This window comes from Vibrio sp. 14N.309.X.WAT.E.F5 (genome assembly GCF_030397615.1).
Taxonomy (GTDB): domain Bacteria; phylum Pseudomonadota; class Gammaproteobacteria; order Enterobacterales; family Vibrionaceae; genus Vibrio; species Vibrio lentus.
On sequence record NZ_JAPNXR010000005.1, the window covers coordinates 227803 to 250660 of the forward strand.

Annotated in this window: 24 protein-coding genes; 11 read left to right on the plus strand and 13 right to left on the minus strand. The window is 45.4% G+C overall.

The window, feature by feature from the left end; all coding sequences use genetic code 11:
* Positions 1 to 90: 90 nt before the first annotated feature.
* From OW495_RS08495 to OW495_RS08525, 7 genes are all read left to right on the plus strand, one after another.
* Complete coding sequence (locus OW495_RS08495) at positions 91 to 1371, plus strand: cyclopropane-fatty-acyl-phospholipid synthase family protein (protein WP_102513752.1); 1281 nt, start codon at positions 91 to 93, stop codon at positions 1369 to 1371.
* On the plus strand, positions 1349 to 1870 hold the full coding sequence (locus tag OW495_RS08500) for a DUF2878 domain-containing protein (protein ID WP_102268100.1): 522 nt from the start codon (positions 1349 to 1351) through the stop codon (positions 1868 to 1870). The genes OW495_RS08495 and OW495_RS08500 overlap by 23 nt, the downstream gene beginning before the upstream one ends.
* A gap of 3 nt (positions 1871 to 1873) precedes the next feature.
* Positions 1874 to 2461: a chalcone isomerase family protein gene (locus OW495_RS08505; RefSeq protein WP_102513751.1), complete on the plus strand. Its 588-nt coding sequence runs from the start codon at positions 1874 to 1876 to the stop codon at positions 2459 to 2461.
* Complete coding sequence (locus OW495_RS08510) at positions 2458 to 3000, plus strand: DUF3833 domain-containing protein (protein WP_017100703.1); 543 nt, start codon at positions 2458 to 2460, stop codon at positions 2998 to 3000. The genes OW495_RS08505 and OW495_RS08510 overlap by 4 nt, the downstream gene beginning before the upstream one ends.
* 329 nt (positions 3001 to 3329) lie before the next feature.
* Positions 3330 to 3593 carry a hypothetical protein gene (locus OW495_RS08515; protein WP_017098840.1) on the plus strand — a complete coding sequence of 88 codons (264 nt, stop codon included), beginning with the start codon at positions 3330 to 3332 and terminating at the stop codon, positions 3591 to 3593.
* Positions 3594 to 3799: 206 nt separating this feature from the next.
* Positions 3800 to 4474 carry an SDR family NAD(P)-dependent oxidoreductase gene (locus OW495_RS08520; protein ID WP_017098839.1) on the plus strand — a complete coding sequence of 225 codons (675 nt, stop codon included), beginning with the start codon at positions 3800 to 3802 and terminating at the stop codon, positions 4472 to 4474.
* A gap of 113 nt (positions 4475 to 4587) precedes the next feature.
* Positions 4588 to 4827 carry an RNA-binding protein gene (locus tag OW495_RS08525; protein ID WP_017106751.1) on the plus strand — a complete coding sequence of 80 codons (240 nt, stop codon included), beginning with the start codon at positions 4588 to 4590 and terminating at the stop codon, positions 4825 to 4827.
* Positions 4828 to 4991: 164 nt separating this feature from the next.
* Here OW495_RS08525 and OW495_RS08530 read toward each other — a convergent pair whose 3' ends face one another.
* From OW495_RS08530 to OW495_RS08540, 3 genes are all read right to left on the minus strand, one after another.
* Positions 4992 to 5336 (minus strand): ribosome recycling factor family protein, encoded by a 345-nt coding sequence (locus OW495_RS08530; RefSeq protein ID WP_099165963.1) that lies wholly within the window; start codon positions 5334 to 5336, stop codon positions 4992 to 4994.
* Between the two features lie 208 nt (positions 5337 to 5544).
* Positions 5545 to 6777: a PatB family C-S lyase gene (locus OW495_RS08535; RefSeq protein ID WP_102513749.1), complete on the minus strand. Its 1233-nt coding sequence runs from the start codon at positions 6775 to 6777 to the stop codon at positions 5545 to 5547.
* A 123-nt stretch (positions 6778 to 6900) separates the two neighbouring features.
* A complete protein-coding gene (locus OW495_RS08540; protein WP_102513748.1) occupies positions 6901 to 7782 on the minus strand; it encodes a LysR family transcriptional regulator in 882 nt (293 codons plus the stop codon).
* A 180-nt stretch (positions 7783 to 7962) separates the two neighbouring features.
* Here OW495_RS08540 and OW495_RS08545 point away from each other — a divergent pair, with 180 nt between their 5' ends.
* Positions 7963 to 9024 carry an FAD-dependent oxidoreductase gene (locus OW495_RS08545; RefSeq protein ID WP_157939942.1) on the plus strand — a complete coding sequence of 354 codons (1062 nt, stop codon included), beginning with the start codon at positions 7963 to 7965 and terminating at the stop codon, positions 9022 to 9024.
* A gap of 72 nt (positions 9025 to 9096) precedes the next feature.
* Here the strand turns inward: OW495_RS08545 and OW495_RS08550 are convergent, their stop codons facing one another.
* From OW495_RS08550 to OW495_RS08575, 6 genes are all read right to left on the minus strand, one after another.
* Positions 9097 to 9564 (minus strand): OsmC family protein, encoded by a 468-nt coding sequence (locus tag OW495_RS08550; protein WP_076667397.1) that lies wholly within the window; start codon positions 9562 to 9564, stop codon positions 9097 to 9099.
* 56 nt (positions 9565 to 9620) lie between these two features.
* On the minus strand, positions 9621 to 10013 hold the full coding sequence (locus OW495_RS08555; protein ID WP_102513746.1) for a GFA family protein: 393 nt from the start codon (positions 10011 to 10013) through the stop codon (positions 9621 to 9623).
* Positions 10014 to 10194: 181 nt separating this feature from the next.
* A complete protein-coding gene (locus OW495_RS08560) occupies positions 10195 to 10986 on the minus strand; it encodes a hypothetical protein (RefSeq protein ID WP_102513745.1) in 792 nt (263 codons plus the stop codon).
* Positions 10983 to 12545: an NAD(P)-binding protein gene (locus tag OW495_RS08565; RefSeq protein ID WP_102513744.1), complete on the minus strand. Its 1563-nt coding sequence runs from the start codon at positions 12543 to 12545 to the stop codon at positions 10983 to 10985. The genes OW495_RS08560 and OW495_RS08565 overlap by 4 nt, the downstream gene beginning before the upstream one ends.
* A gap of 14 nt (positions 12546 to 12559) precedes the next feature.
* Positions 12560 to 12964, minus strand: coding sequence for a hypothetical protein (locus tag OW495_RS08570; RefSeq protein ID WP_017107995.1), 405 nt, complete (start codon positions 12962 to 12964; stop codon positions 12560 to 12562).
* Between the two features lie 626 nt (positions 12965 to 13590).
* Positions 13591 to 14520 carry a LysR family transcriptional regulator gene (locus OW495_RS08575; RefSeq protein ID WP_065105070.1) on the minus strand — a complete coding sequence of 310 codons (930 nt, stop codon included), beginning with the start codon at positions 14518 to 14520 and terminating at the stop codon, positions 13591 to 13593.
* Positions 14521 to 14636: 116 nt separating this feature from the next.
* On the opposite strand from OW495_RS08575, the gene OW495_RS08580 reads away from it, so the two are divergent.
* The 3 genes from OW495_RS08580 to OW495_RS08590 all read left to right on the plus strand — a co-directional run bounded on the left by OW495_RS08580 (position 14637) and on the right by OW495_RS08590 (position 17753).
* Complete coding sequence (locus tag OW495_RS08580) at positions 14637 to 15320, plus strand: SDR family oxidoreductase (protein WP_102314790.1); 684 nt, start codon at positions 14637 to 14639, stop codon at positions 15318 to 15320.
* Between the two features lie 83 nt (positions 15321 to 15403).
* On the plus strand, positions 15404 to 16612 hold the full coding sequence (locus OW495_RS08585) for an MFS transporter (protein ID WP_289886020.1): 1209 nt from the start codon (positions 15404 to 15406) through the stop codon (positions 16610 to 16612).
* Between the two features lie 52 nt (positions 16613 to 16664).
* On the plus strand, positions 16665 to 17753 hold the full coding sequence (locus OW495_RS08590) for an alkene reductase (protein WP_289886022.1): 1089 nt from the start codon (positions 16665 to 16667) through the stop codon (positions 17751 to 17753).
* A 297-nt stretch (positions 17754 to 18050) separates the two neighbouring features.
* Here OW495_RS08590 and rlmJ read toward each other — a convergent pair whose 3' ends face one another.
* The 4 genes from rlmJ to OW495_RS08610 form a co-directional block, all read right to left on the minus strand.
* Positions 18051 to 18917 (minus strand): 23S rRNA (adenine(2030)-N(6))-methyltransferase RlmJ, encoded by an 867-nt coding sequence (gene rlmJ / locus OW495_RS08595; RefSeq protein WP_289886024.1) that lies wholly within the window; start codon positions 18915 to 18917, stop codon positions 18051 to 18053.
* Between the two features lie 201 nt (positions 18918 to 19118).
* Positions 19119 to 20057, minus strand: a complete 939-nt coding sequence (secF, locus tag OW495_RS08600; RefSeq protein ID WP_017111302.1) for a protein translocase subunit SecF — start codon at positions 20055 to 20057, stop codon at positions 19119 to 19121.
* Positions 20058 to 20059: 2 nt separating this feature from the next.
* Complete coding sequence (gene secD / locus OW495_RS08605) at positions 20060 to 21859, minus strand: protein translocase subunit SecD (RefSeq protein WP_289886026.1); 1800 nt, start codon at positions 21857 to 21859, stop codon at positions 20060 to 20062.
* 273 nt (positions 21860 to 22132) lie between these two features.
* The gene (locus tag OW495_RS08610; RefSeq protein WP_029235766.1) at positions 22133 to 22597 is read right to left on the minus strand and encodes a hypothetical protein; all 465 of its coding nucleotides are present in this window, start codon (positions 22595 to 22597) and stop codon (positions 22133 to 22135) included.
* Between the last annotated feature and the right edge of the window lie 261 nt (positions 22598 to 22858).

Genomic DNA, 22858 nt, shown 5'->3' on the forward strand with positions numbered 1-22858 from the left:
ATTGAAGGCTTGGGTTGGCTTAACGAGAACAACAGTTCTAACCCTCAGCCAGTAAAACTAAATTTAAAACAATTTCTCAGCGAGGTTTCCATGGAACAGCTTGCAAAACAAAACAACAACGTAGAACAACAAGCTAAAGCCGTTGCTGTTTCAAGCAACTGCAAATATCGAGCTCTGATTTTCAAGGTTCTAGAACGTCTGCAATTCGCAAAACTCGAAGTAATAGAACGAGACCAACATTCAGTGTTCGGAGACAGAGAAGCGACCTTAAGCGCTCAAATTGTTATCCATGATGCGAGCTTTTATCGAGATGTAGTAATGAGCGGCAGTATTGGTGCATCTGAGGCCTATATTGATGGAAAATGGACCAGCCCAGATCTCACCAAGGTGATTCAAATCATGGCTCGAAATCAAGCACAGTTAGACGAGCTTGATGACAAGACGCAATGGATTTCACGAATCAAAAATTTACTGCTACGCCGTAAGAACGCCAACACCGAGCAAGGCTCCAAACGTAATATTCTCGCCCACTACGACATTGGTAACGAACTATATGAGTGCTTCCTAGACAGTTCAATGCAATACTCTTCTGCTATCTATAGCGAAGATGCGTTAACCCTGTCGAAAGCACAACAGAACAAAATGAAAACCATCTGTGAGCGTTTAGAACTGTCTGAATCAGATAACGTGGTTGAGATAGGCACTGGCTGGGGCGGATTAGCGATATTTATGGCTCAGCACTACGGCTGCCACGTTACGACCACGACCATTTCAGATGCTCAGCACGAGCTGGCAGAACAGCGAGTCAAAGCGCTCGGCTTAACAGACAAAATCACTCTGCTTAAAGAAGATTATCGCAACCTCACTGGTGAGTATGACAAGTTGGTCTCTATCGAGATGATAGAAGCGGTCGGACATGAATATCTACAAACCTTCTTTGAAAAGTGCTCTTCTCTGTTGAAGCCTTCAGGGAAAATGCTGATTCAAGCGATTACCATTGCCGACAGTCGTTATGATAAATACCGTAAAGGCGTCGACTTTATTCAGAAGTACATCTTCCCCGGTGGTTGTTTACCTTCGGTTGCCGTGATGACTCAACATCTCGCGACCAGCACCGACCTTGTCGTCCAAGAAATTGATGACATTGGCCTTCACTACGCTCGCACACTAAATGACTGGAACGTCGCCTTTGAAAACAGCTGGGAAGAGCTCGAGTCACTAGGCTATTCAGAAGAGTTTAAACGCCTTTGGGTCTTCTACTTCTGTTACTGCGAAGGGGCATTCCTAGAGCGCGTGATCAGTACTCATCACCTTGTCGCAAGAAAACCTCGTTACTTTGGAGCAAAAGATGAAACGGTTTTGGATTATTAATCTCGTTCTGTTTCAAGCGACCTGGGTTTGCAGCGCCTTCTTTACCGCGCAAGCCCCGTTCGTCACGCCATTGATCGTGGTGGTTCACTTCCTTCTCTCTCCAACTCGCAGTAGCGACTTAAAAATACTCATCTTATTACCATTGGGGCTATTGCTTGATAGCCTCATGCTCCACTTCGGTATTTTTGCCGTCGACTCTGAAATTGCTAATCAATCTTGGTTTCCAGTTTGGCTCATTTGCCTGTGGATCATGTTCTTAATCAGTTTCAATCACAGCCTGAATTGGCTTTTAAAATGCTCAAAAGTGATCTTGTTTGTCATAGGGTTCGTAGCAGGTACTAGTAGTTATTGGGGAGGCATCAAAGCAGGTGCCCTTCTTACTACTTGGCCAGATGCATCGGTGCTAGCTGCCCTTGCAATAAGTTGGGGGATTTTGTTGCCCTTACTGGTGGCCGCCTACTCCAACTTAGTACAACCCAAAATGGCAACAACGAGGTGACTTATGGCTTTTCCACGCAACCCTACGCAAGCGTTCAAATCTGAGAGCGATGATAGTCGCGTTCGCACTCAAACAAGAGAGCAATCAAGAAATCGACTATTTAGCTTAGTCACCTTAACCCTCATTTGTGCGGCACTGCTGTTCACCGGAAATGCGAAGGCCTCTGCTGTAGATAATCTAAGCAAACGCGGCCAAGGTGAGATGAGCTACCTGTTTTGGACACTCTACTCAGCTGAATTCTACGCGACCCCAACCAATTCTGAACGCGCTCTAAAGCTTGAATATTACCGTTCGATTGACAGCAAAGACCTCGTTGATGCTACCCAAGATCAATGGAGCAAACTTGGTTACTCCAACAACAATATCCAACGTTGGTTGAAGCCTTTGTACGAGATGTGGCCCAACGTAGAAGCTGGAAGCACACTCACTATCCGCGTAACCGAAGACAACGTGAGTCGTTTTTACTTCGATGAACAGCCTATCGGTATCATCCAAGACAAGCAGTTTGGTGACGCTTTCTTAGCGATTTGGTTGTCTGAAAACACCTCTGAACCCGGCCTACGCAAACAACTTTTAGGTTTAAATAAATGAGTCCAAAAACAAAAATAATCAAACTCGCCCTGACAATATTGTCGCTCGCTTGGCTAACAGGTTGTGGCTCTGCAAGTTTAGAGAACCACGCAGACACGACCCCAGAGCTCAAGCTGGAAACCTTCTTTGACGGTGAATTGATGGCCTACGGCATCGTGCTTGACCGCTCTGGTAACTTACTGCGCCGCTTTGATGCCAAGCTCATCGCTACTTGGGATGGAGACAACGGAGAAATCAAAGAGTGGTTCTCCTTTGCTGATGGCGAGCGTTCAACCCGCGTTTGGAACCTCATCAAAACCGGTGACAACACCTACACAGGCACCGCCAACGATGTCGTGGGCACGGCATATGGAGAGACCCAAGGTTCAGCGCTTTACTGGAAATACGATTTGGAAATCGAAGTAGACGGTAGCACTTATGAAGTAGTGCTTGATGATTGGATGTTCTTGATGGACGACAAACGCCTGTTCAACAAAACCGAGATGTCTAAGTTCGGCTTTAAAGTCGGTGAAGTGATTTTGTATATCGAGAAACTTTAATTAACTGTCGTCTCTGATTCTCAGCTCCATCAGCGATAACCTTTACCCCAAAAGACAATCTCAGCCCGCCTTTTAATATCAGCCCGTAAACAATCTCTACCCACAATGCAATCTCAACCCACAACAGAAAATTGTGGGTTGTTCTGTTTAATCCCTCGAATAGCATACCTGTATGCTCAAGCCTTTGTGCTAAGATGCGCCACCAGCATACAAATGGGCTAAACTCAGTTGAGCGAACGTGACACACAGTTCCACCAATTATGAGCACTTCCCCATTGTTTCGCTAAGCGTAGATCCCCTACCATGAATAATTGAAAAGGCTTTAAAGCATGAGCAAGTTGACCTCAGCGGAGCGTAAAGCTCGCGACAATGAACGTTTCTCACAACGTGTAAACGACCGCAGAGAAAAAGGCGAAGACGTAGTTGCTTACGCACTGACTAACAAGAAAGCTGTAAAATTCCTGACTAAGTCGGAAAAGAAACGCTTCAATGAAGCAAAAGTCATTCGCCAAGAAGAACAGCGAGTGAAAGATCAAGAAGAGCTCAACAGAATCGAAGACTCATTCACGACCAAACAGTTCGACGACGAGTAATCTGATTTTCAAAAGCGCTGGCCCTATGCCGGCGTTTTTACTTTTTAGTACTCCTTCTTTTTTCCTTCCTGGCTTACATCACTTTCTCAAACCTCAATTCTATCGAGCAATCTTAGTCATGAGCCTCAGCATCTTGGTCTTAGATCTCAGAAAACAAGCTTTCAAAGCCTTACTATCTCGATTCAATTCAACAATCCCGAGTCCCCATGATTTTAATCACCGGATCAAGCAGCGGTTTAGGCGCAGCTTTAGCTAAGCAATATGCGAACGCATCAAACAGCCGTCAGCGCTTAATGATCACTGGCCGCAGCTCACAGCGTTTAGCTGAATTAGCGAAAAACCTGCCAGCAGATACCGTTAGCCAAACCTGTGATCTATGTGACCCGCACTCCGTGAGCGAACTGCTTGATGCCTTGCCAGAAACACCAAAACTGGTGGTTCACAGCGCTGGCAGTGGATACTTCGGTAAGATAGAACAGCAAGATCCAGCGGCGATCAGTGACATGCTAAAAAACAATATCGAGTCCTCGATATTTCTGATTCGCGAGCTTGTTCAGCGTTACAAAGATCAACCCGTCACCATTGCGGTCGTGATGTCGACCGCAGCTCAAGGCGCTAAAGCAGAAGAGTCCACCTACTGCGCAGCAAAATGGGCAGTAAAAGGCTTTATCGAATCGGTAAGGTTGGAGCTCAAAGGTCACCCGATGAAAATTGTTGCGGTTTATCCCGGCGGAATGGCGACAGAGTTTTGGGGAACCAGCGGCAAAGCAATGGATACTTCAAGCTTTATGACAGCTCAAGAAGCCGCTCAAATGCTGCAACAGGCGTTAACCAGCACTGAGCATGGATTTGTATCAGATATCACGATAAACCGCGGTTAACGGTCAAAGAGAGCGTCGAACAGGTAAACAGAGCTATTCGAGCTAATTATTTGTGAGGGTGAGCATGAAAGTGTGCGACAATGCTCGGCGTAAATTCATATTCAAGGTTTATTATGAAACTTCTAGTTCGTAACCTATCGCGCTCTACTGCTGAGCAAGACATCCGTGTTCTATTTTCTGAGTTCGGCTCAGTAAAAGAGTGCAGCCTAGTTTTAGACCAAGAAACTGGCGAATCTAAAGGCTTTGCATTTGTTGAAATGCCAGAGCACGAAGAAGCGAAAGCGGCACTAAACAAGCTGAACATGTCAAAGCTTGGCAGCAACACGATTCGTGTAAAAGTCGCTAACTCTTAATCGAGTAAACGCTTTATAAGCCACATGGCTTAGCTTAACAGCAGCACAAGCACAGATGATAAAGCCCGTAACGATATTGCGCTGAAAAAGCATAATATCGTTACGGGCTTTTTGCTGCTCGCGATTCTCTTTTCACAACCAACCTATTCACTTATAGTTTGCGCTTACAACCCTTCATGCTCATCAATCGCACGCCTTGCTTCTGCCATTGAACATCCTGATTCCATCACTAACTGCGCAACCGTCATCGAGGGCGTAGCGGCTAACAACGATGCCAAACACACCACAGGCTTAGGCAGTACTTTGTCTATTGCAGTTGCTATCCAATCGTCTTTTTCATGAGTTAACATGGTTTTAAATTCAATGAGTTGATGATCTTGAGCCACCAACAGCCAGTTGCGTGAACGTCGAACTCGCTTCAACTGGCATCCACACTCAGTCGCATTCGCCATCACTTGGCTTTTATCACTCACACGATGTACAAAACTATTCAGTGGGACACTAAACATAACTCTCTGCCAACCAATCTCTACCAATCATTCAAGTGCTCTCGAACTACCACTCAACACTTCAATTCCATCTCAATAAAATCATGCTTAGAATTACACAGACACAAAAAAACCGCCAGTGATGCGCGAAGCAGCCTCGCGGTTTTTCGTACTTTACAGCCTAATGATCAGCATCAGCGGCTAAGCATTTTCAATTCAACATGGATAATCAGCAGCAGCTTTTTGAATCGCCTTTATCGCAGCAGTTTGAACTATCCTGACTTCCTCGCTCAAAACCCTCAATCGCATCAGCCAACGCAGTAAATGATTGCTCAATATTGTCACGCGAGGTGGCGATGTTCATTCGCATAAAATGATAACTCTCAGCGCCAAACCAACCGCCCGGCGTTAACCCCATTTTAGCTTGTTCAAACACCACACTTTTCAATTCATCTTCCGAAAAGCCTAAGCCTGAAAAATCAAACCACACTTGGTAAGTGCCTTGCGGTTGGAAGACTTTTAACTGAGGAATTCGCTGCTCTGCAAATTCGGTAATCCACTTAACTGTGCCTTGCAGATACGCCAACATACCATCTAACCACTCTTCACCCTTTTCGAAGGCAGCAATCGTCGCAAACGTCGTCAAGGCATTACCATGGTCAAGATACATCGCCGCGACATTGGTTTTGAACGCTTCAAATAGCTCATTGTTGTTGGTGTACACATAGCCGTTTGAGATGCTGTGCATGCCGAAGGTTTTCGCCGGAGAGCCAATCAAGGTGATGACCTTGTCGTAATCAAAGCTGGTCAAGCTCGTGAAAGCGTGACCTTCAAAGATAATGTCTGAGTGGATTTCATCGCTGATGATCAGCACATCATGGCGCTTGGCAATCTCGATGACGTGTTCAATTTCTTGCTGCGTCCACACACGACCCGTTGGGTTGTGCGGGTTGCAGAAAATCATCGTTTTTACTTTGTGTTCGATTATCTGCTGTTCCATACCATCGAAATCAATGCGGTAACCTTGCTCATCATTAATCAGTGGGCTGTTCACCATCTGACGATTAGCCTTGTTCACCAAGTTAGAAAACTGGTGATACGCTGGCGTATGGATTAGCACACCATCACCTTCATTGGTGAACTGGCGCAGTAACAACGCAATACCAGAAAGCACACCCGGCACCTGAACGAACTTATCAGCAGATAGGTTCAAACCATGACGCTTTGAATACCATTGCGACAGCGCTTCAAACACCGCTTGCTCATGAAATTCATAAGAGTACACACCACGTTCAACCAAACGATTCAGCTCTTGAGTGATCGGCTCTGCCACCTGAAAATCCATATCAGCCACCCAATATGGGAAGACATCAGTGGTGTTGTAGATACCTTGTAGCATCTGCGGTTTACTTTTAATAAACGCATTTTCGCCGTAGTTAGATGCACTGTTAAAGCTGGTCATATAGATTTCCCAAAGTTTACATTCGATAATTTGTAATCAAACCGATCACACTCATATTAGTAAGACGTTTTCTTTTTTGAAAAAGACGAAAAATGCACAAAAAAACGTCATTAAAAACACGATTTATATCTTAAAGTGAGTGGGCGTTTGCTGATCGCCCCTAAGAATCTCTATAAAGGCTCTGATTTTCTTCAAGTTATACATATCGCGGTGCACCAAAGCCCAAACAGGCATCGGCCAAACCAAACTGGAAGAAACTGAGATCAAATCCTCATCTCTCTCCACAAACTCCCTAGGCATAACCGCAATACCACACCCCGACTCCAAAGCTCGTGCGGCTACCTGAACACTCGAACACAGAAATACAACCTGCGTTTCTGGAACCGTGTCGTAGATCCATTCATTCCACAGCAGATGTTGCGGCCTCTCTTTCATGGCAATAAAACGATGCTGCTGCCAGTTATTGTCTTGCGGTAATCCATACTGATCGATATAGCTTTTGTGCGCGCACAACACCATCTCCACACTGGCGATTGGGAACACGATATTGTCTGGCGTCGTAGGTTTATCGCCACTACGAATCGCAATATCCGCCTCACCATATTCAAGATTAAACTTCCTCAAATCACCAATAAAATCAACACGCATATTGGGATAACAACGCTGATATTGTTGGATAACAGGCATCAGCATACTTGCCATATCGTTTATTGCAGTAACAGTTAACGTGCCAGAAAGTGCCTGTTCTTTACTTTTGATTTGTGCGCCCAGTTGCGAAAAGTGATTCTCTGTCACCTCACCTAAGCGCATGATCTCTAGCCCGGCTTCGGTCGGTAAATAACCTTTGTCATTTCGTTGGAACAACAACACACCAAGCTCAGCTTCGAGAGTGTCGATATGCCTCATCACGGTTGAACGGTGCACGCCCATTTCTTGAGCGGTCGCACTCAGTGTTTGGTGTTGAGCTAGCTTATAGGCTGTTCTTATCTCATTCCACTTATCCATTTTCTCGCCTTTTCAATTATCTGCCTCTCGAAGTTGTACGTTGCAAAAATGCACACCTCCGTTTTATTTTCGCTCATTTATTACAAATATGAAACGCACTAAGCTATTTCCCCTAAGTGGCTTCTGTGGTCGACAAACGACCTGCTGCAAAAAAGACAAAGTATGAATAAAGGGCAAAATATGAAAAAGGTAGACGTACTCATTATTGGTGGTGGTTTCGCAGGCGTAGCAGCCGCGCAAGAGCTTGAGAAAAAAGGCGTGAGCACGTTATTGGTTGATAAAAAAGACTACTTTGAAGTGACCTACGCGACTCTTCGTAATGCTGCTGCACCAACGGTGACCAAAGACGATGCTAGAAAGCCCTACCAATCTTTCTTGAAAGGCGCTTTTCTTCAAAGTGGTGTCAGCGAATTAACACGTAACCAAGCCACATTGGATAATGGAACTACCATTGACTTTAAGATGGCGATCATTGCTTCAGGTACTCGCTACCCGAGCATGCCAATCGCGAAATCGAGCTCGGCGTTCAACCTAACCGATCGCAGCAACGAACTATTACAGCACAATCAAAACATCCAAAATGCAGAGAACATATTAATCATTGGTGGCGGGGTCGTGGGAGTGGAACTGGCAGGAGAAATCGCACACGCCTTCCCTAGAAAAAAATTGGTTCTCGCACATAGAGGTGAAGCATTGCTTGATGGCTTCAAGAGCAAAACTAGAAGAGTCGCATTTCAGCAATTAACAGCACTAGGCGTCGAAGTAGAGTTTAACACGGGTTACCAAAACATCTCGGGAAGCTATATCGACCAACGAAGCGGTAAAACGGCAACCGCAGACATCGTATTCGAGGCGGTTGGCACCTTACCCAATAGTGAGTTCCTGCAAGCTCAGTTACCACACGTGTTAAATAACAAAGGCTTCGTCAAAGTGAATAGCCAGCTAGAGGTGTCAGGAGAAGACAACCTATACGCACTCGGTGATGTCGCCGATGTGGGCGAAGCAAAGCTGGGGTATCTTGCTCAGCAACAAGGGGAGTACCTCGCTCGCCTGATCAGCAACAAGCTAAAGAGCAAATCGACAAAAGGTTACAAGCGAAATCCATTAATGGCACTGATTCCAACAGGGCCAAAAAGCGGCGTTGCCGAGATGCCTTTTGCTGTTACAACCTTTAAACCTTTGCTCAATATGAAGCAAAAGGATTTGTTCATTAATAAGGTTTACAGTGCCTTTGAAAGCTAAGCGCGTACTGCCAATTGGTTTTGATAACGTTACGCATGCTTAATGACGCTACTTATGATGGGGTAGCGTTGCTTAGGCTTTAGCCTCTACCACAATTTCTGTTTTTACCGAGTTGGCGATAAAGCAGTTTTTGTGCGCCAAATGATGCAGTTTGTCGAGTTGTTTGGCGGTTGGTATCTTAGATCCTGAGAACACAATGTCAGGTCGCAGAGTCACCTTAGTGACCGATGAGCGGCCTGATTCATCTTCCTCAAGCACACCAACTGCATCATCCACATAAGAGTCGATTACATACTTCTGCTTTGCAGCAATGCCCAAAAACGTCAGCATATGGCAGCTAGACAGTGCCGCAATAAAGGCTTCTTCTGGATCAACGTTGGCCTCAACTGAAAACGGCAGTGGCACAACATGAGGTGACGATGAGGCAGGCACAGTGACACCACCATCGAACTCCCACGTATGACCACGACTGTATTGGTTGTCACTAAAGGCTTCATCGTCACCACGAGCCCAACGAATCACCGCACTATATTCAGACATAATCCCTTCCTCTATCCATTAGTTATCAAATAATTGGTTCTCAAACGACGAGTTATTTAGCGATCAGCAGGGTGATTGACACCATCGTTAGTCACCACATCGCCGATATCAAAAGGGTTGACCCCTTCCAAACAACCGATGTTAAAACCGTATTCATTGGGGCTTGAACGGCGTTGATGATGCGTATAGATACCGCAGTTTGAGCAGAAATAATGCTTCGCGGTATTGGTATTAAATTGATAAAGCTTGAGATGCTCTGCACCTTTGAGGATCTTGATACCATCCAAAGCCACAGAGCCCACAATCGCCCCTCTACGACGGCAGATAGAACAGTCACAACGGCGCGGCTTTTCTATTCCGTTAGGTAGGCAGAGCTCCAATTCGACAGCACCACAGTGGCAGGTTGCCTTGTGAAAAAGTTGGATAACCGTGTTACCGACGACTTTCATTTCTCTCTCCAATCACGTCCTTGTACTGCGCGCATCATAACCAGTTCAATGAACTCTGTCCTTAAGCTGACGTTGAGTTCGAGAGATCCATCATGGGTTAAGAGAGGAGCCTCGGAATGGCGTGGAGAGTTTGAGGCAAGTTAAACACCCACGTCATTCCATATTGAAAAACGGAACCAAGTTACATAAAGAAAATTCCGAGATAAGTGATAACAACGACACCCAGAATCAGTCCAGAGAGCGTCTTACTAATTATTGGCAATTGAATAAAGCGGCTTAATCGATTTGATACAGCAAAGTCCTTCCCTCCCCAATCTAAACGCTTAAAATCGAAACATAAGCTGAGAAACAGAAGGTGGCAGGCTGTCACGATACGAGCATGGAAAAAATCCTCCGCACCCATCGCTATCATAAAGGATGCAATATGGCAGATAGCGAGAGTAAGTTTCGGCAAAACTGAGCGATACTCCACCAACAGCAATTGAATTAACCAAAAGCCATAAATCACTTTTAATTGCCAAGGAACCACTTCACCAAATAAGAGAATCTTGCCCTCTCCTAACAGCAAGGTTTGTTCACCCGTATATACCCAATACGCAATTGTAGCCGCGAGCACCATTGAGATAAACATCGACTGGTAGGCCTGTTTGTTGAGTTGCACCAATACAAAACCAACAGACTGGAGGACAAAAAACACGACCAAACCTTTATCGACATACTCGACACTCACCCACTGACTCACCGCCATAAAACACAGTAGGTTAAACCCCATTTCGAGACCAAGGATTCGCTTTATCTCACTGGAGTTTTCGACTGGTTTTGTCAACGGCCAGAACAACACAGGCAAAACTAAAGTCAGAGCTAGTGCAAGCCAAATCGAGCTTTGCACAAGTAGATAGAAGCCAGTGCCGTACACTAGGCAAATAAGTAAAAATAGCCCGGATGATAAAGGAGAATAGACACTTGATTTCATCGACGCTCCTCGCGCTCAGAAGAGACACGCTCAACCAAATCTGCAGCACATAGATTGGCAGTTTCAATGCATCGTTCCAGCGTAACGGGGACTCGCCAAGTTTGTCTTGGATCAGACAGATACTCACCGCTAAAAAAGACGTTAGAAAAGTTATTCATCGTTGTTGATAGCGAATTCTGAGCTGTTGGCTGAGTTAATGCGTGTTGCAGAACCCAATAACGGGATTGCCCACGCTCATTGGTCACCACATCACCACAAAAGTAATCGGAATATAAGGTTTCCAATTCTTGAGGTGTCACCATTTTCGCACCAAGGCCAACTCTGAAACCTTGATAAGCAGAATGGTCAAGTAAATCTAATTGCCCAAAAAGCTGGAACAGTAATTCATCTTTTATCTGCTTCTCTGTACAAGACAACATCGGCTTTTGGTAAAGGAGACCGAGCGCCTTATCGAGATCAGTCGCTGTTACCGATAGACATGTCATCTCTCCTTCAGACGTACTTCGAGTCGTCACGTGATAACTCAATCCCCAAGGAGAATCGAGAACTAATCCCACCGTCCTATTCTTCAATATCGAAGGGACTTGAGAGAAATAGAACTGAAACCCGTGGCTCAGTACATATTCATAATTTAATACTGAACTGATCTCTGAGAATAAAGATTTGATAACGTGAGCGGGAAGCGCGAAGACGTAATAATCAGCTAAGACACGACAATCATTATGTAGCAGCACACTATCAATCCGAGTTCGTTTTTTATTGGGATAAATGGCTTTGGCTTTGTAGCCTAAGTGAAATTGAACGCCTTGCATTTTAAGATGGTGAGTCAACGGATTAATAAGCGCATCACTAATCGGTTCTTTCATTCCCAAACTGTACGCGTCGGGAGCAGAGGCATGCAGTTCTCCATCTTTATTGTTGAGCAAATCCAAAATTGCCAACGCTGGCGTATCATCCGTTGCTCCAATCCAACCTAATAAGACCGAACGAAGGAAGCCAGCAAGTCCAGGCCTAGACTCATAAGAAAAAAACTCACTAACAGGAACCCCAAGCAGTTCCTCCATCGAATACGGTTTCTGTAACCTTTGCTTAAACCAAAGCGTGTCCTTTATGGGAACTTGAGCATAAAGCATTGAATACGCAGACTTTGCGTCGTCCCATAGCTTTTCAAAGCGGGAAAAATACCCGCGTTGAAACTGTATCGTCTTATTTTTTTGCGCCCAAGAAAACTGAACCATATTCTGGGGATACAGTGAATCTAAACAATTACCAGACTCACGAGGAACCTCTTTAAGGAAATTTATCAAGTTGTAGTTTTTGGCGAAAAACTGTCGATGAGTAAGCTCATGAACCAAGCCTCCCTCATCCACCGTTCCAACACATTTTCCTCCGGTGTAGAGCTCCTTATCGTAAACAGCCACATCGAAGCCTTGTTTTACACAATTATGAGCCACTGCTAAGCCAGAAATCCCAGCACCGAAAATGGCAACTTGGGGCCGCGTAGGGCCGGTGCTAACACCGACCTCACTTTCACTCTCATTGACATAATGACAGGTCATGTTTTCTCCTTAAACTATCGGTTCAAGATGACATGATTCGCGAGCTCTAAACGATATAGGTCGTGATTCGGAAGCTGATTTAATACCGGGTTGATGTCTAATTCAAACGGACTATTAGCCAGTGAACGACACATAATTAGGTCATCCCCAACAATCATCACTTTCGGTGTCGCACCCTCCCAGACAAGTTGTGCCGATAGGTTTAGATCACTGATATTAATTCCACAATCGTAAGTGCGAGAATGCAAAATACCATTTTCTATTTCGTACCCACCCACTAACGCGATTGGATGCTGAACGGTAGGAAAGACTATCGACTCATTCACCTCAGTAGCTTGTTGAGTTGGGAAAGTTATAGCGTCTTCGGCGTGAACAAAAGAAGCAGCAAGAAGGGTCACGAAGCCAAGAACGTTTTTCATTATATTTCTCCATTATTATATTTATTAGCGGGAATGTTCCCAAATGAGAATCTATCTCAAATTCAATGTCACAACTATTGGCTTATGTATTTTAATTCTGTGAGAGATACACCATTGATAGGAAAGGCGCCGATAAAGAAAAAACTGATAAATATTAGATGGTTAAATAGATAAAAAAGACAACAAATGACCCATTAGGTAGAAAAAGAGCTCTACGAGAGTTTCTTTGACGTCGTGATTTATTCAGGCTCTGGACGAGGAAATTAATAAACCTGAATAATTACATGAGCTTTAAATCATAAAAAACTCAAATGACAACTCAAAGGCTTCCTTACTAACACATTGATTATTAAGATTTTATAAAACAGGACAATCTCTCACCTAAACTTGCGAGAAGACAGCTTGATCTTTCCTTCCGACCTCTATTTTTAACGACAAAAGGGGATTACATAGGAGGATATATTTCAATATGGATGAAGTACGAACGTGTGACGAACAGAGAGGAATGGTGTCATCTTGGATGAAGAGGTCTTTTCACTGACAGACCTCTCATCATAAACATTTGCCGCCAGACAAAGCTGGCCAGCATTGGGGCTTCACTATCGATAAATTAACAATAATTGTTCTCAGCCTGACCTCTCGACCAAACCAGTGAAGTTCTCAAGAAGATAATCTAAGAAGAGTCGAATACGTTTCGGCTGATATTTCTTGCTGATATACACCACATTCAAGTCGGCGCTCGATACTGAAGTCGAGGTGTTGAAGTTCTTCATGTAACCATTAAGTAGCGTCACAAGGCGTTGGTTATTGATGTCATCTTGCACATCGAGTACCGACTTCAACGCAATCCCTTCTCCTTGCAATGCCCAGTATCGAATCACTTCGCCATCATCTGAAAATCGCTTCGGCACAACCGTCACAGCCTTCTTCATGTCATGATCTTGAAAGTGCCATGTCTTGAGCTCTTCATTGCTACGCAGCATAGCCAAACAGTCATGTTCAACCAAATCTTGTGGCTTGATCGGCGTACCGTGTTTGGCAAGATATTCTGGTGAAGCGCACAGCACTCGTCGGCTTGGTGATAAACGTCTAGAGATCAAACTACTATCAACCAATTCGCCGTAGCGAATCACGATGTCCATGCCTGATTCGGCGATATTCGATAGGTTGTCATTCAAATACAAGTAGGGAATAACGTCTGGATACTGCTGACAAAATTCCGACAGAATAGGAAGGATGTACTGCTTTCCGATGTCTTTAGGTGCTGCAATCTTTAGTGGGCCTTTAACCTCTTTGACGCCATTTTGAATCAGGTTTTCAGCCTCGCTAACGTTATCCAATATCTCCAGACACGCCTTGTGATACAGCTCCCCAGAGTCAGTTAAAGACACATGTCTTGTGCTTCGGTTCAGCAGCTTCACACCATAACGCTCTTCCAGTGCCTGAAGCCTTGCTGTCATGGTCGCAGGAGAAAGCCCTAACTCTCGCCCCGCCGCTGCTAACCCGTGATGCTTAACAATGCTCACGAACATCGCCATATCTGAAAACTTGTCCATCAACCTCTCCTACTATTCAGCTAATCCGAATAATGATTTTATATTTTAACCAATTATCAAATTTAGTCGAATAAATATAATGGCAACCATCAGCAGAACACGCAGGAATTCAGAACATGAACAACGAACTTACAAACCAAGAAAAGCACACATTCGTCATCATTGGTGGAACATCAGGTATCGGCAAAGCATTAGCAATGCAATTAAGAAACGAAGACAACACAGTACACATTGCCAGCCGACACACCGGCGTTGATATCAGCAATGAGAAATCGGTTTGTGAATACTTCGAATCGATCGGTGCATTTGATCACTTGGTGATAACCGCGGGTTCATACGCTCCCGCAGGAAAAGTGACAGACGTTGCTATCGCAGACGCAAAAGCAGCATTTGATACCAAGTTTTGGGGAAGCTTAAACGTAGCCAAGCACGCCGCACGTTACATGACTCCAAACGGCTCAATCACTCTAACCACGGGCATGCTGTCACGCAAAGTGGTTGCTGGTACTTACGTAAAAACCGCGATTAATGCCGCGCTAGAGAGCGTAACTAAAGTGCTTGCCAAAGAGCTATCACCGATTCGAGTCAACGCCGTCAGCCCCGGCCTTACCATGACTGAAGCCTACAAAAATATGGATGACTCAGCTCGTTCAACCATGTACGACAACGCGAAAAACAACCTACCAGCAGGCAAAGTCGGAGAGGCTAAAGATATCGCAATGGGTTATCTATTCGCGATTAATAACCCATACGTAACGGGGTCAATCATCGACATCGATGGCGGTGCTCTACTCGGCTAACACTTCGCAAAGAAGCAAAGAACAATCGTTAGGGCGTGTATCTAAACGTCCTAACAAACAAGAATTAACACAGGTACTTCACTATGAAACCAGAAGCGATCCATAAAGAAAAGATCCCATTCCAAGTTTGGATACTGACACTCGCAGCTTTTGCCATCGGCACCGCTGAGTTTGTTATTGCAGGCATCCTTCCACAAATTGCCACATCCCTTTCGATCACCGAAGGTCAAGCCGGATACCTAATCAGTGCTTACGCATTAGCTATCGTTATTGGTGGCCCGATCTTAACCATCTACCTCGCACGTTTTAACAAGAAGATGGTACTGATTGGCTTAATGGCTTTGTTCATCATCGGCAATATCTTGTCAGCCTTAGCTCCTAGCTACCCACTTCTACTTGCAAGCCGCGTTATCGCAGGCTTAGTGCAAGGTCCTTTCTATGGCATAGGTGCCGTTGTCGCGACCAATTTAGTGTCTGAGAAAATGGCAGGTCGTGCTGTTGGTCAGATGTTCGCTGGCTTAACGCTCGCTAACGTTCTTGGGGTTCCTGCAGGAACTTGGGTGAGCTTACAATTCGGTTGGCACACCACTTTCTTTACCGTGGCAGCACTTGGCACCATCGCCATGATTTCAATCTTAACGTCAATAAAATCTTCAGGCCACAGCGAAGCAAAAGACATCAAAACTCAGCTGTTGGCTTTCAAAAATCCAATGCTTCTCATCAGCTTGGCGATCACCGCTTTTGCTTGGTCTGGCTTCATGACGCTTTACGGCTACCTTGCGCCTATCGCTATGCACATCACGGGTTACGGTCAAGAATCAGTAACTTGGATCTTAGTGATTGTTGGTGTCGGCTTAATCATCGGTAACACCTTGGGCGGACGCTCTTCTGACAAAGATTTAGGCAAAGCATCGATGTTTTGGGCTATCGCGATGATCGTTTCATTGGTAGTGGTTGGCCTTGTTGTCGACAACAAAATCCTATTCGTTGCAGCTGCATTTGTCTTTGGTATTGCATCATTTGCGAACGTTCCTGCTATGCAGCTTCGAGTAATGAACCACGGTGGCGAAGGCCAAGAGCTAGCAGCAACCGCGAATATCTCAGCGTTTAACTTGGCCAATGCCTTCGGTGGCTTCCTAGGCGGCATGGTACTCGACAGCCAACTAGGCGCAGGAATGATTCCATTCACAGCCGTTGTTGTCCCAGTGATTGGTTTGTTGCTTATTGCAAAAGCCAACCGAGCTGAAAAGCCACAAAACGACTCTATCTTCAGCCCTGCGGAATCGAAATAGTGACCACCGCACGCTAAATCAATCAATACATGACCGACACAAGGTAAATACCATGAGCAAATTATTCAAAACAGCAGAACTCAAAGATCTAGAACTACAAAACCGTGTGGTTATGGCGCCCATGACACGCGCTCGTACAAGCCAACCTGGAAACGTGCCAAATGAAATGATGGCAACTTACTACCAACAACGTGCCAGTGCAGGACTAATCATCACTGAAGCGACACAAATCTCAGATGACTCTCAAGGGTACTCATTCACACCCGGCGTTTACACAAGCGAACAAGTGAAAGGCTGGCAAGGTGTTACCTCTGCTGCTAAAGAACAAGGCGCAGCGATATTCTGCCAACTATGGCATGTGGGTCGCGTATCACACCCTACCTTTCAAAAAGGTGAACTGCCAATCGCGCCTTCGGCACTGGCTCCGGTAGAAACTCAAGTTTGGATCTCTGATGAGAATGGAAACGGAAACATGGTGGATTGCATTCAACCAAGAGAAATGACCCAAACCGATATCGATCGTGTGGTTCAAGATTTTGCTGAATCAGCAAAAAAAGCGGTCGAGGCAGGGTTCAATGGCGTGGAAATCCATGGCGGCAATGGTTACCTGATTGACCAGTTCCTAAGAACCAACTCAAACAAGCGCACCGACAACTACGGCGGTAGCCGCGAGAACCGACTTCGCTTTCTAATCGAAGTGGTGGATGCAGTCATTGATGCGATTGGTGCCGATAAAGTGGGTGTACGTTTAGCCCCGTTCATCACCTTCAAAGACATGAACTGCCCAGACATTGTGCCAACGATTCTAGAGGCATCAAAGGCGCTGCAAGCACGTGATATCGCTTACTTGCATCTATCAGAAGCCGATTGGGATGATGCGCCTGTGATACCTGAAAGCTTCCGTGTAGAGCTAAGAGAACTATTCTCTAACACAATCATCGTCGCTGGCAGCTACACACCAGAACGCGCCGAAGAAGTGTTAAGCAAAGGCTACGCTGACCTTGTCGCATTTGGTCGCCCATTTGTAGCTAACCCAGATCTCGTATCACGCCTACAAAACGGCAGTGAACTATCCGATCTTGATGGCGCCACTCTGTTCGGCGGCAACGAAAAAGGCTACATCGATTATCCAGCGTTGTAGTGGATTTTGAAGTACTAACAATGCCTTAAGTTTTCCTTCAGGCAAAAGAAAGGCTCGCGTGACTAGTGCGAGCCTTATGCAGTTTAGGGGGTAAACCACAATCTGATATTAATTAGGGGTAATTATTTAACTTATGAGCCAGTATGCACCTGTGCGCATTGATATTCTATTTTTAAATGATTCACAGCCATTAATCAATCGATAAAAGTTAGCGTTTGGTCAATTTAAACCACATTAGTTACAGTGATTTAGTGAACAGCGTCTAGAAAAACACCACAAACCCCAGATAAATCAGGTTTATAGACTTCTCATTTGCCAATAACCCTCACCATTGGTTGCGAGCTGACTGTGTAAATAATCAAGCGTATCAGCAACCTGTCCGGCAATGCCTTGGGGTGGATTGAACAACAGTAAACCACTGCCGATCAGGCGATCATCACCCTTGGGATCTCTTAGTCGCAATTCAGATTTAATTGGACTTGGCAGCAAACCATCTTTCACCGCTGTCACGCAGTGGTTCAGAATCAGTGCGCTCTTGTCATCCGTGTAAAGCGGGTACCAAATCAAGGCAGATACCTTCTCAGATTGTTGATACGCCTTAACCAAGGCATCAATCACCGCAAGATATTCAGAATCGGTTTCATAGGGTGGGTCGATAACGATCAGGTGATGATTATCGTGCTTAGCTACATCATCAGGCAGCGCTTTAAGCCCATCGCCTGCGGTGATTGTTAGCTTGCTTGAAACATCAAGATCGCGTTGCAGCTTCTCAATGTTGGTTTGTAATAGGTCGGCTTCGTCTTGCTGAATGTCTGAAAAATAGAAGCTGTCTTGGCTGCGGCCTTGTTGATATGCGATGGCAGCAGAACCGGGATACAAAGAGATAAGCCGATTCGGGTTGTAGTATTCCAGTACCGACATAAAAGAAGCGAATGACTCTGGAAGGTAAGCCTTATTTTGCCAAAGATACCCGACCCCTTCAGCAAACTCGCCCGCGTGATTGCTTGGTGCTGTGGTGAGGTCGTAACATCCGGTACCTGAGTGCGTGTCGATAACATTGAGGCGTGAGTGTTGCTGCATTAATGATTTAACCAGTGCACTTAAAACTGGATGCTTGAGTGCATCCCCATGGTCGCCTACATGACATTGATGTCGATATTCCATTCCTTTGCCTCATTTTTACTGACGTCATCTAAACATACTTCATATCACACGCTGTTGCCTATTCAATCCATCGTTTTTTGAAATAGCTTCTCTTTTCGCTAACTGTCTGACTCTTATAAAAAATAAAGCCCCTCGTTTTGTTATAAACGAAAGGCTTTATTGACGTTATTTACTAAGTCGTCCTGTGAACGAATAGATAACCTAAGGGTACTCACCCTCAACTTCTACTGGCGCTTTCACTTGGTAGTGACAAGGCTGTAGGCCAAGTAACTTAGGCAGTGTGATGCCGACAGAAACTGAAGACCACGTACCGCTGACAATGCCGACAACCAGTGCAATAGCAAAACCTTGCAGCGCAGCGCCACCAAGTAGCCAAAGCGCAGAGACGGTAATTAGAGTTGTTCCTGAAGTCACCATGGTGCGTGAGAAGGTCGCTTTAACCGATTCGTTAAGCAGGTTATCCGTATCGCCGTTTGGATTACCACGCAGCATTTCACGCACACGGTCAGCAATGATGATCGAGTCATTCAATGAATAACCGAGAATCGCTAGCACGGCCGCTAATACAGTCAGGTTGAACTCAAACTGAGTAAAAGCGAACAAACCTAAGATAAGCGTCACGTCATAGATGATCGCGGCAAGAGCACCCAACGCCAAACGCCATTCAAATCGTACACTCAGGTAAAGCATGATCATTAGGAAACACACCAATACCGCCAAGCCACCTTGGTCTACCATGTCTTGACCCACTTGAGGGCCAACTACACTGCTGTTAAGCACTTTTACTTGATCACTCACCGATGACAAAGCATCCACTAGGTTTGGCTGTGGCGCGTCTGTCAGTTGGCTGTAACGAATCGTCCAGCGATCTTGCTCTGCCATACCAACCACTTGAACGTCTTGTTGGAAAGCCGTATCAAGTTTTGTTTTTAATGCATCTTTGGTGACTTGATCAGAGAGCTGAACCTCGGCAACCACACCGCCAGTAAAGTCCAAGCCCCAGTTAAAACCTTTCACCGCCACCAGCATCACAGAGCTCATGAACAGCACAATAGAAATCACAGACATCACCTTACGAAGGCGAGTCATATTGCTATTTGAAAAATAGCGGTCTGAAATAGTCATATTCGAAATACTCATGCTTAAATTCTTACATCGTGGCGTTGGTCACGCCCCCAAACCAAATTGATGATCGCTCGTGAAGCAAAAATGCCCGTGAACATACTGGTTAGAAGGCCTAAGCCCAGTGTCAGAGCGAAGCCCTGAATCGGTCCATTACCAATGGTATATAGAGCCACAGCAACGATCATGGTGGTGACGTTAGCATCGAAAATAGAAGAGAACGCACTGTCAAAACCACGGTCGATGGAGCTAGCAAAGCTGCGGCCTTCTTTCATCTTGTCTCGAATACGTTCGAAGATAAGCACGTTAGTATCCACCGCCATACCGACGGTCAGTACCAAGCCTGCAATACCTGGCAGAGTTAAGACTGCACCCGGTAGCAAGGCAATCAAACCAAACAATGTGGTCATGTTGACGATCAACGCGCCGTTCGCAACCCAACCAAGGCGGCGATACCATAGCGCCATAAACGTTAAAGTCAGACCAAGGCCAAGCGCCAGAGCAGCAAAGCCGTTAGTTACGTTTTCCGCACCCAAAGACGGACCAATGGTACGTTCTTCAATGATGGTCACTGGCGCAGTCAGTGAACCCGCACGCAGTAGTAACGCAAGCTCTTGCGCTTCAGCCAAGCTGCCAGCACCCGTAATTCTGAAGCGGCTACCCAGTTGAGACTGGATGTTTGCCACACTGATCACTTCACTGTCTTGCTTGCTGTTGCCCGCTCTATCGCGACTGTACTCGCTGTACACAGTTGCCATTGGCTTACCGATGTTATGACGTGAGAACTCAGACATTTTCTTACCACCAGAAGAATCTAGGGTAATGTTTACTTCTGCGCTGCCCATCTCACCAATGCCACTACGAGCATCGATAATATGTTCACCGCTCAGAACTGCTTTGCGAGCGACAACGACACGGTTGCCATCTGTATCTTTTAGCGTTTGAGTATTGCGCGTTGCATTGTCGTACACCGAATAGAACGCTAATGAAGCCGTAGCACCAATCACGTCTTTCGCAGCTGCAGGGTCTTGAACACCCGGCAATTCGATGCGGATACGGCTTTCACCTTGACGTTGAATCGATGCTTCAGTGATGCCTAATTCTTCAATACGGCTGCGCATGATTTGCAGGTTTTGTTGAACGGTTAGGTTGCGTAGCGTTCTTTGCTCTTCTTCAGATTGAGTTAACGTCAGTGACTTATCTGAACGATCACGTAGCCAATGTGGGAACTCTTCACGAATCAGCTTTTGTGCTTTTTCGAAATCGGCGTCGGTACGGAAATCAAACTGAACCTGGTCGTTGACCACTTTACCGCGTGCATAACGCACCTGACTGGTCACCTCGTCGACCATCGCTTGAGCTTGTGCGTGGTAAACCGGTTCCATGTCCACTTCTAATAAGAACTGCACACCACCACGTAAATCAAGACCTAACTGAATCGGTGCAAAGCCCATGTCAGTCAGCCATTTAGGTGCTGCTGGCTCCATAGCAAGCGCAACCGTCGCGTTGTCGAGGAAGCGCTCATTAAGTACTTCTTTGGCTTTCGCTTGTTGCTCTGCGTCTTCTAAGATCACCACTAAACGTTTGTCTTTTTGAAAGGCTGATTTGGCTTGAATGCCTTCGCTAGCAAGATATTGCGTGACTTGAGTGGCGTCGATCGTCTGCTCAGAGCGGTTACTGATTTGAACCGAGGCGTCCTCACCAAACCAAGAAGGTAGAGCACTTAGAATCATGATGATGATGGTGGCAATAAGCACCACGTATTTCCACTTTGAGTAGTGGTTTATTTGTTTTCTTGGAATGCGTTTTTTCACAGTCAAGATCTCTTCTTTTTACCAATCACCGTAAACACGTGCTCAAAAATAGCGCCGGGAAAAAGCAGTGTTCGAGCGTTTTAACCAGCTAGGATGGCCAGTTATTTACTGCTATTGGTATAACTAATGTTTTGCGAACACGAACGACAGCTAGTCACAACCAAAACAAGCTGATTGAGTCATAGTGAGGCTAATAATTGTGTGTCGCTATATTGGGTTAATTGGCGAGTTCAACGGGCACGAGGCGACCATCGATACGACCAATTTAGGGTCAAACGATTAGCTAAGAAGTTCTCGGAAATGCGAGTATTGAATGTTGCCCTCTTTCCACCCAGAAAGCCGGGAGGACGGAGAACTCACAATGCTGGTCCAGTGCTGCTTGGAATCCAACAACGGCGTGTTGAAGAGCAGAGAAGCCAGTATTGAAGGGGGGGAGAAGTCGATCAGTAGATGATAAGCAGGCTCAAGGTCGGCCACGCTTTCTTGCTCATTGCTGAGCATACGTCGAAAGGCTGTCGCTTGAAGGCTCGATTCAGTGTCGTGATAGTTGGAACTGTCATCTAATGACGTGGTGCCAAACTGAACCTTATCGCACTCTAAATAGGCCGACGGATTATCCGCAGTTGCCTGTTTACAAAGATTAGTCTGCGAAGATTGCTCTTGAGCCGAATGAATTTGAAATGGCTTAGAAGGAAACGAATAGCCGTTAGAATTCACTAAGCCAAAGCTCAGTAAAAACAACATTAAGACTAATCGGGTACCCAGTTTAAGCAATCTAATATCCAAACAACATTCTCGTAGATCGTCAATCTACAATACAAATGAAACGCTGTCTTGATTTAAAACATTTTTTTAGAAAATGATTCGATGCAACCGATTAAGCACCCTCGCAATTTAGATTTACATAGATCTAAAACGACTTCACAACAGGTGATGGATAGATGTTATGAATGGTGGAGAAACAAGAAAGCCAAGCGGTGCTCGCTTGGCTTTGGGTTAAGTGTT

What these genes read in the sequence shown, in the direction of transcription:
- OW495_RS08550 (WP_076667397.1), bottom strand. Translation starts at nt 9,564, where the DNA reads ATGTCTGAATATAGTGCGGTGATTCGTTGGGCTCGTGGTGACGATGAA.
- OW495_RS08505 (WP_102513751.1), top strand. Translation starts at nt 1,874, where the DNA reads ATGGCTTTTCCACGCAACCCTACGCAAGCGTTCAAATCTGAGAGCGAT.
- OW495_RS08590 (WP_289886022.1), top strand. Translation starts at nt 16,665, where the DNA reads ATGAGCAAATTATTCAAAACAGCAGAACTCAAAGATCTAGAACTACAA.
- rlmJ (WP_289886024.1), bottom strand. Translation starts at nt 18,917, where the DNA reads ATGGAATATCGACATCAATGTCATGTAGGCGACCATGGGGATGCACTC.
- OW495_RS08515 (WP_017098840.1), top strand. Translation starts at nt 3,330, where the DNA reads ATGAGCAAGTTGACCTCAGCGGAGCGTAAAGCTCGCGACAATGAACGT.
- OW495_RS08545 (WP_157939942.1), top strand. Translation starts at nt 7,963, where the DNA reads ATGAAAAAGGTAGACGTACTCATTATTGGTGGTGGTTTCGCAGGCGTA.
- OW495_RS08580 (WP_102314790.1), top strand. Translation starts at nt 14,637, where the DNA reads ATGAACAACGAACTTACAAACCAAGAAAAGCACACATTCGTCATCATT.
- OW495_RS08500 (WP_102268100.1), top strand. Translation starts at nt 1,349, where the DNA reads ATGAAACGGTTTTGGATTATTAATCTCGTTCTGTTTCAAGCGACCTGG.
- OW495_RS08525 (WP_017106751.1), top strand. Translation starts at nt 4,588, where the DNA reads ATGAAACTTCTAGTTCGTAACCTATCGCGCTCTACTGCTGAGCAAGAC.
- OW495_RS08610 (WP_029235766.1), bottom strand. Translation starts at nt 22,597, where the DNA reads ATGTTGTTTTTACTGAGCTTTGGCTTAGTGAATTCTAACGGCTATTCG.
- OW495_RS08570 (WP_017107995.1), bottom strand. Translation starts at nt 12,964, where the DNA reads ATGAAAAACGTTCTTGGCTTCGTGACCCTTCTTGCTGCTTCTTTTGTT.
- secF (WP_017111302.1), bottom strand. Translation starts at nt 20,057, where the DNA reads ATGAGTATTTCGAATATGACTATTTCAGACCGCTATTTTTCAAATAGC.
- OW495_RS08565 (WP_102513744.1), bottom strand. Translation starts at nt 12,545, where the DNA reads ATGACCTGTCATTATGTCAATGAGAGTGAAAGTGAGGTCGGTGTTAGC.
- OW495_RS08540 (WP_102513748.1), bottom strand. Translation starts at nt 7,782, where the DNA reads ATGGATAAGTGGAATGAGATAAGAACAGCCTATAAGCTAGCTCAACAC.
- OW495_RS08560 (WP_102513745.1), bottom strand. Translation starts at nt 10,986, where the DNA reads ATGAAATCAAGTGTCTATTCTCCTTTATCATCCGGGCTATTTTTACTT.
- OW495_RS08585 (WP_289886020.1), top strand. Translation starts at nt 15,404, where the DNA reads ATGAAACCAGAAGCGATCCATAAAGAAAAGATCCCATTCCAAGTTTGG.
- OW495_RS08555 (WP_102513746.1), bottom strand. Translation starts at nt 10,013, where the DNA reads ATGAAAGTCGTCGGTAACACGGTTATCCAACTTTTTCACAAGGCAACC.
- OW495_RS08535 (WP_102513749.1), bottom strand. Translation starts at nt 6,777, where the DNA reads ATGACCAGCTTTAACAGTGCATCTAACTACGGCGAAAATGCGTTTATT.
- OW495_RS08530 (WP_099165963.1), bottom strand. Translation starts at nt 5,336, where the DNA reads ATGTTTAGTGTCCCACTGAATAGTTTTGTACATCGTGTGAGTGATAAA.
- OW495_RS08495 (WP_102513752.1), top strand. Translation starts at nt 91, where the DNA reads ATGGAACAGCTTGCAAAACAAAACAACAACGTAGAACAACAAGCTAAA.
- OW495_RS08510 (WP_017100703.1), top strand. Translation starts at nt 2,458, where the DNA reads ATGAGTCCAAAAACAAAAATAATCAAACTCGCCCTGACAATATTGTCG.
- OW495_RS08520 (WP_017098839.1), top strand. Translation starts at nt 3,800, where the DNA reads ATGATTTTAATCACCGGATCAAGCAGCGGTTTAGGCGCAGCTTTAGCT.
- OW495_RS08575 (WP_065105070.1), bottom strand. Translation starts at nt 14,520, where the DNA reads ATGGACAAGTTTTCAGATATGGCGATGTTCGTGAGCATTGTTAAGCAT.